Source organism: Mesorhizobium sp. M1307 (assembly GCF_040318155.1).
Classification (GTDB): Bacteria; Pseudomonadota; Alphaproteobacteria; order Rhizobiales; family Rhizobiaceae; genus Mesorhizobium.
Window position 1 is genome coordinate 49364 of sequence record NZ_JAMYLR010000036.1, and the last position, 7772, is coordinate 57135.

Annotated in this window: 7 protein-coding genes; 6 read left to right on the forward strand and 1 reads right to left on the reverse strand. The window is 62.1% G+C overall.

What is annotated here, in order from left to right:
* Positions 1–224 precede the first annotated feature (224 nt).
* The 5 genes from ligA to NKH16_RS27190 all read left to right on the forward strand — a co-directional run bounded on the left by ligA (position 225) and on the right by NKH16_RS27190 (position 5472).
* A complete protein-coding gene (ligA, locus tag NKH16_RS27170; RefSeq protein ID WP_352742464.1) occupies positions 225–2432 on the forward strand; it encodes an NAD-dependent DNA ligase LigA in 2208 nt (735 codons plus the stop codon).
* The gene (locus NKH16_RS27175; protein WP_352450121.1) at positions 2432–3124 is read left to right on the forward strand and encodes a DUF2461 domain-containing protein; all 693 of its coding nucleotides are present in this window, start codon (positions 2432–2434) and stop codon (positions 3122–3124) included. The genes ligA and NKH16_RS27175 overlap by 1 nt, the downstream gene beginning before the upstream one ends.
* Positions 3125–3243: 119 nt before the next feature.
* Positions 3244–3972 carry an AzlC family ABC transporter permease gene (locus NKH16_RS27180; RefSeq protein ID WP_352450120.1) on the forward strand — a complete coding sequence of 243 codons (729 nt, stop codon included), beginning with the start codon at positions 3244–3246 and terminating at the stop codon, positions 3970–3972.
* Positions 3969–4265 carry an AzlD family protein gene (locus NKH16_RS27185; protein ID WP_352742462.1) on the forward strand — a complete coding sequence of 99 codons (297 nt, stop codon included), beginning with the start codon at positions 3969–3971 and terminating at the stop codon, positions 4263–4265. The genes NKH16_RS27180 and NKH16_RS27185 overlap by 4 nt, the downstream gene beginning before the upstream one ends.
* Before the next feature lie 316 nt (positions 4266–4581).
* Positions 4582–5472: a LysR family transcriptional regulator gene (locus NKH16_RS27190; RefSeq protein WP_352742461.1), complete on the forward strand. Its 891-nt coding sequence runs from the start codon at positions 4582–4584 to the stop codon at positions 5470–5472.
* Here the strand turns inward: NKH16_RS27190 and NKH16_RS27195 are convergent.
* Positions 5462–7306 carry an aminopeptidase P family protein gene (locus tag NKH16_RS27195; protein WP_352902764.1) on the reverse strand — a complete coding sequence of 615 codons (1845 nt, stop codon included), beginning with the start codon at positions 7304–7306 and terminating at the stop codon, positions 5462–5464. The two genes, NKH16_RS27190 and NKH16_RS27195, sit on opposite strands and share 11 nt — an antisense overlap.
* A 36-nt stretch (positions 7307–7342) precedes the next feature.
* On the opposite strand from NKH16_RS27195, the gene NKH16_RS27200 reads away from it, so the two are divergent.
* Positions 7343–7687: a hypothetical protein gene (locus NKH16_RS27200; protein WP_352589485.1), complete on the forward strand. Its 345-nt coding sequence runs from the start codon at positions 7343–7345 to the stop codon at positions 7685–7687.
* Positions 7688–7772 lie beyond the last annotated feature (85 nt).

Here is a 7772-nt window from a genome sequence, read left to right on the forward strand (position 1 = left end):
ACGGAAACGCCGAACCGCTCTACCTCTTTGTTTGCGCAATTCCGGACGGAAACCGTTTCACACTTTTTCCTGGAATTGCTCCAGGCGAGTTCGTTTCCGGCGCTCGCGACCTGAGTCAGGGTCTGGCGCCATCCTGCTGTTCAGGAATGATTTTCCGTGCCTGGTCTCTCCCTCGTGAGAGAATCCTGTTCTATTGTGTCGCGCCACCGTGGAGGGAGCAGTGCATGGACGAAAAACCAGTCGAGTCGCTCAGCGAAAGCGAGGCGGCAAGCGAGTTGAAGCGGTTGGCGCAGGAGATCGCCGAGCACGACCGGCGCTACCATGGCGAGGACGCGCCGATAATCACGGATGCGGAATATGACGCGCTGACCCGGCGCAACCTCGCCATCGAGCAGCAGTTCCCGCATCTTGTGCGTGAGGATTCGCCCTCACGCAGGGTCGGCGCCCCGCCGGCCGAAGGTTTTGCCAAGGTGCGCCACGCGGTGCCGATGCTCAGCCTTGCCAAGGCCTATACCGACCAGGACGTCGCGGACTTCATAGAACGGGGCCGGCGATTCTTTGACCGCGACAAGGATCTGAACATCGCCTTCACGGCGGAGCCGAAGATCGACGGGCTATCGGCTTCCCTGCGGTATGAAGGCGGTGTGTTCGTGCAGGGAGCAACGCGCGGCGACGGCGTCGTCGGCGAGGACATCACCGCCAATATCAAGACCATCGCCGATATTCCCAAGACCTTGAAGGGATCGGACTGGCCCGAGGTCATCGAAATACGCGGTGAGGTCTATATGACCTACGCGGAATTCGAGGCGCTGAAGCAACGTTCGGCGGCGATAGGCGGCCAGGATTACGTCAATCCGCGTAACACGGCGGCCGGGTCGCTCCGCCAAAAGGACCCGTTAGTTACCGCCAGCCGCAACCTTAAATTCTTTGCTTACGCCTGGGGCTATACTTCAAAGGATCCAGCTCCGACCCAATACGATTCCGTGCAAAAATTCGCGGAGTGGGGATTCAAGGTCAGCCCGCTGATGGTCCGGGCAAGATCGGTCGAGGAACTGGTCGCGCACTATCACCTAATCGAGACCCAGCGCTCATCGCTGGGCTACGACATCGACGGCGTCGTCTACAAGGTCGACCAGCTGGAATTGCAGCGCAGATGGGGTTTCGTCACTGGCGAACCACGCTGGGCCATTGCCCACAAATTTCCAGCCGAACAGGCGATGACAACCGTGCTCAGGATCGACATTCAGGTGGGCCGTACCGGTACGCTGGCGCCCGTTGCCCGGCTTGCACCCGTCACGGTCGGCGGCGTCGTGGTCGAAAATGTCACGCTTCACAACGAAGATTACATCAAGGGTCTGGACAGCAACGGCCAGCCGATCCGCGACGGCTATGACGTGCGTATCGGCGACACGGTGGTCATCCAGCGGGCAGGGGACGTCATTCCGCAAATCGTGAGTGTCGTCGCCGACAAGCGGCCGACTGATGCCGTGCTCTACGAATTCCCGCACAGATGTCCGATCTGCGGCTCGCCCGCAACGCGCGAGATCAACGAGAAGACCGGCAAGGAGGATTCCCGCCGACGGTGCACCGGCGAGCTGATCTGCCCCGCGCAGGCCGTGGAAGGATTACGCCACTTTGTGTCGCGCGGCGCCATGGATATCGAAGGCCTGGGGGCTGAAAACATAGACCTGTTCTTCAATGCCGGGTTGGTCAAGACTGCCGCCGATATCTTCACCCTCCGGGACCGCCGTCCCGCCGTCACCAAGGCGCTGGCGGAGCGACGGGAGGAGCAGGCCAGGCAGCGCGACGCCGCATCGGGCAAAACGCGCAAGAATGTACGCAGCGTCGAGGAACGCAACTATGACGGCCTCGACAAGCTCTTCGCTGCCATCGACGCCCGCCGCGAACCCGAACTTGATCGCTTCATCTTTGCGCTGGGCATCCGCCATATCGGCGAAACGACGGCCGTTGTGCTCGCCCGAACCTTCTCGACGATCGAGGAGTTGATCCGCATTGGCAAGGAGACAGCAGCGGCAGCCGATCCACACACCGTTTTTCCTTCGATCAACGGCATCGGCGATACGGTGATAGGCGCCCTTCGCGATTTCTTCGGCAATGAACGCAACGACGCCGTACTTGAAGCGCTGCTCACACAGGTCCACCCGAAGCCGTACATTGTGAACGTCTCAGCCGATAGTGCGGTCGCCGGCAAGACAATCGTGTTTACAGGCACGCTGGAAAAGATGACGCGCCCGGAGGCCAAGGCGATGGCCGAACGTCTCGGCGCGAAGGTCGCCGGCTCGGTTTCCGCGAAGACCGATCTTCTGGTGGCAGGGCCAGGCGCCGGTTCCAAGCTGAAGGATGCGACCAAATTCGGCATCGAGGTGATCGACGAGGACACCTGGCTGCAGCGGATTGGCAAGGGCGGGTGATGGCGGCTGCGTTCAACGGTTTTGGGCAAAAGGCCATTCCCTTCCTCAAGGCGCTGGATTTTCATCAGAGCCGGGAGTGGTTTTTAGAGAACCGCGACCTTTTCGAACGCGACCTGCGCGATCCCTTCGGCGATCTGGTCGAGACGCTCTCCGAGCGCTTCACGGCCGCGGGGCTCGGCCTGCGCGGCGACCGCAAGAAGTCGCTGTTCCGGATTAATCGCGACGTGCGTTTCGCCAAGGACAAACGGCCTTATAACCGGCATTTGTCGGCGATCCTTTCGCCTGACGGCACCAAGATGGAACAGGGCGTGTTTTACGTCCATATCGGGCTGGAGCGCTGCTTTGCCGCCGTTGCCTGGTGGCAGCCTGGACCGGAGCTATTGCTGGCGCTGCGCAACGCGATCGCGAAGCGGCCCGCTGAATTCCGTACCCTCGTTGCGGCGCTGAAGAAGAACGGCCTCGAATTCGACCCGGACGGCTGCATGAAGCGCACGCCGCGCGGCTTCGAGCATATCGCCGAGCCCGATCTCGCTGCCGCGATCCGCAACCGGCATTTTGCCGTCCGGCACGCAATCGAGCCGGCGGATATCTACGGAGCTGGATTGGTCGACGAACTCGTCGACTTCGTCATGCGGGCAAAACCGCTGCTTGACTGGGGCAGGGCGATCGAAGGCAAGGCTTCGCCGCGCTAGGCACGGAAGCGCGTTTGCGCGACCTTCAGCTGTCATTTCCGCTGATCGTTTGCCTCAAGCGAATTGGTGTGACAAGCCGCGCCGCCCTCCCTACATAGGCGCTTCCCGAGGAGCGGTCGATGTCGGCGGAAGCAATCTCCGAAAACAGTGCGAAAAGCGATTTCTGGGACGGCGTGCGGCTCAGCATGCCCGTCGTGGTGGCGTCGGCGCCGTTTGCGTTGCTGTTCGGGGCGCTCGCGGTCGACAACGGGTTTTCCGTGCTCGAAGCGTTCCTGATGAGCGCAACGGTGTTCGGCGGCGCCAGCCAGATGGTCGGCATCGAGCTGTTCGGCCAGCATGTCGCGCCGTGGCTGATCGTGCTGTCGATCTTCGCGGTGAATTTTCGCCATGTGCTCTATTCGGCTGGCATCGGCCGGCGCATTGCGCATTGGCCACTGGTGCAGCAGGCGATAGGCTATTTTGTGCTGACCGATCCGCAGTTCGCGGTGGCCGAGCGCAAGGCTGAGGCCGGCGAGACCGTCGGGTTCACCTGGTATATGGGGCTTGGGCTGCCGGTCTATTTGTTCTGGATCATCGAAAGCGCGCTCGGCGCGATGTTCGGCAAGCTTATTCCCGACACCGATGCGTTGGGCATCGATTTCCTGCTGCCGATCTATTTTCTCGGCCTGGTCATGAGCTTCCGCAAGCGGCCTCTGTGGCTGCCGGTGGTCGTCGCCAGCGCTGCCGCCTCCATCATTGCATACAAAACGGTCGGCTCGCCCTGGCATGTCTCCATAGGTGCGCTGGCGGGCGTGCTGCTCGCCGTCATCCTGCCGCCCCGCCACAGCGGCGTGGAGGCACGGCCATGAGCACGACCTTGTGGATCATCATCGCCGCTTCGATCGCGACCTATCTGACCCGCATCGGCGGTCATCTGGTGATCTCCCGCTTCGATCATATCCATCCGCGCGTCGAAGCCGGGCTCAGCGCCGTGCCGGCGGCGGTGCTGACCACGCTGGTGGCGCCGGCGGCGCTCAGCGCCGGGCCGGCGGAATGGGCAGCCCTGATCGTTGCCGGCCTTGTCTCACTGCGCGGCGGCCTGATGGCGATGTTCCTGGCGGGTGCTGCCGTGCTGATCCTCTCGCGGCAGCTCGTCGGCTGATCGACTTTTGCCTTGACGGCGAGATCACACATGCGCCTTGCCGCAGCGACTATTACCGCGCCGACCCGCGACAGGCTCAGCCGGATCGCCTCCGCTCTCTCCTGGTGGGCGCCACGCACGGCGTCGCTATAGAGCGCTTCGCGCTGCTTCGGCGTCAATGCGCTTAGATCGATCGGCTGGATGCCGAAGGGCTCACGCGACATTTCCATCTCCCCTGGTTTGCCGTGTTGATCGGCAGCTACACCGGCGATTTACGGGAAAGGCATAATCAGTTAAAATGAATAATTAAGATCGTTATGTTCTCCAGGAGAGATGTATGGATTTGGCCGATCTGCGCATCTTCCGCACGGTGGTGCGCGAGGGCGGAATCACCAGGGCGGCGGAAAAACTGTTTCGCGTGCAGTCGAACGTGACCACACGCATCCGGCAGCTCGAGGAGGATCTCGGCGTGCAGCTGTTTATCCGGGAGGGCAAGCGCCTGCACGTATCACCGGCCGGTCACAGATTGGTCGGCTATGCGGATCGGCTGCTGGCGCTTGCGGAGGAGGCGCGAACGGCGATGCTCGATCCACACCCGCGCGGCACTCTTCGCCTAGGTGCTATGGAGAGCACCGCCGCGGCACGGCTTCCAAGTCTGCTCGCCGAATACCATGCACGGCATCCCGAAGTGGAAATCCAGTTGCGCACCGGCAATCCGCAGGTTCTCGCGACCGCCATGCTTGCCGGTGAGCTCGATGCAGCGTTCGCCGCCGAGCCGATCGCTGACGTTCCGTTCGAAAAGCTGCCCGCATTCCACGAGCAGCTGGTCATTGTCTCGGCGGCATCGCGCGTTTCGGTCGAAGACCACCTGGACATGCCCAAAACCATGATAGCCTTCGAGCACGGCTGTCCGCACCGCAAGCGGCTGGAACAATGGTATGCGCGCAGAGGGTTCATGGCCGAGAAAACCATCGAGCTTGGTTCATACCATGCCATCCTTGGTTGCGTGGTGGCTGGCATGGGCATAGCGCTGATGCCGAAAAGCGTGCTTTCGGGTTTCCCGGAAAGCCGCTGGCTAAAGCTGCACGAACTGCCCTCTGACGAAGACAACGCCGTCACGGTGTTGTTCTGGCGCAAGGGAGCCGGTTCTCCCAACGTCACCGCTTTGCAGGGACTGCTTGCGGAGCAAAGCCTGTCAACCGGCGTTGCCGCCGCGGCTATTGCTTGAAGTCGTGCGGCAGCGGCGCGGTTGCCTTTTCCAGCCAGGCCAGCGTTTCGCCGGCGAGCATCGGTCCGATCTCGGCCAGTACGCGCGCATGGTATTCGTCAAGCCAATGCAACTCGTCGCGGGTTAAAAGGTCCGATCGGACCAGCCGCTTGTCGATCGGCGCCAGCGTCAGTGTCTCGAAGCCGTGCATGGCGATGTCGCCGCCCTCGATTGCCTCGGCCGGTGTCACCAGAATCAAGTTCTCGATGCGGATGCCGTAGGAACCTTCCTTGTAATAGCCGGGCTCGTCGGAGACGATCATGCCGGCCAGCAGCTTTTCGGTACCGGTCTTGGCGATACGCTGCGGGCCCTCATGCACGGCAAGATAGGAGCCGACACCGTGCCCGGTGCCATGGGCGAAATCGCAGCCGTGTCTCCATAGCGCCAGGCGCGCCACTGCATCGATTTCGGAGCCGCGCGTGCCCTGGGGGAAGCGCAGCATGGAGATGCCGATCATGCCTTTCAGCACCAGCGTGAAGCGTTCGCGCATCTCTTCCGTTGGCGTGCCGATCGGCACGGTGCGGGTAATGTCGGTGGTGCCGTCCTGGTACTGCCCGCCGGAATCGAGCAGGAACAGCTCGCCATCCCCCAGCTTGCGATTGGTGGCGCGGGAGACGCGGTAGTGCATGATGGCGCCGTTAGGACCAGCGCCGGAGATGGTATCGAACGATACGTCGCGCAGCGGCATCTGCGTTTCTTCGCCGGTCTGGCGGCGCGTCTCCTCAAGCCTGGTGACAACGGCGATTTCGTCGAGCGTGCCGGGCTTCTGGCGGTCGAGCCAGCACAGCAGCTTGGCGACCGCGGCGCCGTCGCGGCGATGTGCGGCGCGTGCGCCGGCGATCTCAGCTTTGTTCTTTGTTGCGCGTGGAATGCGGGCCGGATCGGGCACGGCAATGACGGTGCCGCCATTATCCTCGACCAGCATCCTGAGCTTGTCCGCCGCTAGAACCGGGTCCAGCGCGATTTTTGCACCGCTCTTGGCCTGGGTGACGATTGCCGTTTCGAATTCACCTGGGTCGTGCAATTCGGCGAGCTGCGTCAGGTAGGCCGCGACAGTGCGCGAAAACTTGCGCTGGTCCATGAAAAGCAGATGCGAGCCGTCGGCGGCCAGCACGGCAAAGCCGAGCGCCAGCGGTGTGTGCGGTACGTCGCCGCCACGGATGTCGAACGCCCAGGCAATGGAGGAGGGGTCGGTCAGCACGGCATGGGTGGCGCCGTCCTTCTCGATGGCTGCCGCGAGCCGCACCAGCTTGTCCTTGGCCAGTTCGCCGGCAAAGCCGATCGGGTGGATCTCGACCGGCGCCAATGGCGGCCCGGGCTGATCTTGCCAGACGGCGTCGATAGGATTTTGTTCGAGCGGCACCAAGGTCGCGCCGGACTTCTCGGCCGAGGCTTTCAGCGCCTTTACGTCACTGATCGTATGGAGCCACGGATCGAAGCCCAACCGCACGCCCTTGCCGAGATTGTCCTTGATCCAGCTGGCCGGCGGGTTGTCGACAAGGCTCTCGATCGAAAAGATGTCGAGATCGACCTCCTGGCGCACCTGCAGCGTGTAGCGCCCGTCGACAAACATGACGGCGCGCTCGCCAAGCACAATGGCGACTCCGGCCGAGCCGCTGAAGCCGGTCAGCCATTTCAGCCGTGCCGAGCGATCGGCGACATATTCGCCCTGGTGCTCGTCGGCACGGGGCACAATGAAGCCATCCAGCCCGTTCGCCGCCAACCATTGGCGCAGCATTGCCACGCGCGGCTTGCCAACGGCCGGATCGCCGGCGGAATCGAAGGTCTGGAACATGTAGGCTCTCCTCGAATGCTGGCGCGACCGTAGCGCATGACCTCGAAAATCGGAATCGATTTTCGGAACGATCATTCCCGGTTGCTGCGTGTCTCTTTGCGCATGGAGGCCATGCAGAATCGGCGATTTCAAAAAGCGTCAGCAAGGCTTACCTTCTTCACGTGGAGGAAAGAGTCCTATTGCCCTGCAAAGGAGACCGTCATGTCCACGATTTCACCTAGACGCGGATTTTTCAGAAACGCTGTGAAAGCGCTGATCGAAGCTCGCCAGCGCGAAGCGAGCCGGTATGTGAGCGGCGTTCTGCTTGGCTTTGACGACGAAACGCTGAAAGCTCACGGCTACGATCGCGAACAGCTGAAGAAAGCGGCGAACTCGCGCTAGCTAGTTTCCGTCCACAAACGTCAAACTGTTGATTTTATTGCCTAAATCGTGACTTTGCGCGGGCAAGGCCCGGCGGTTTCAGGTA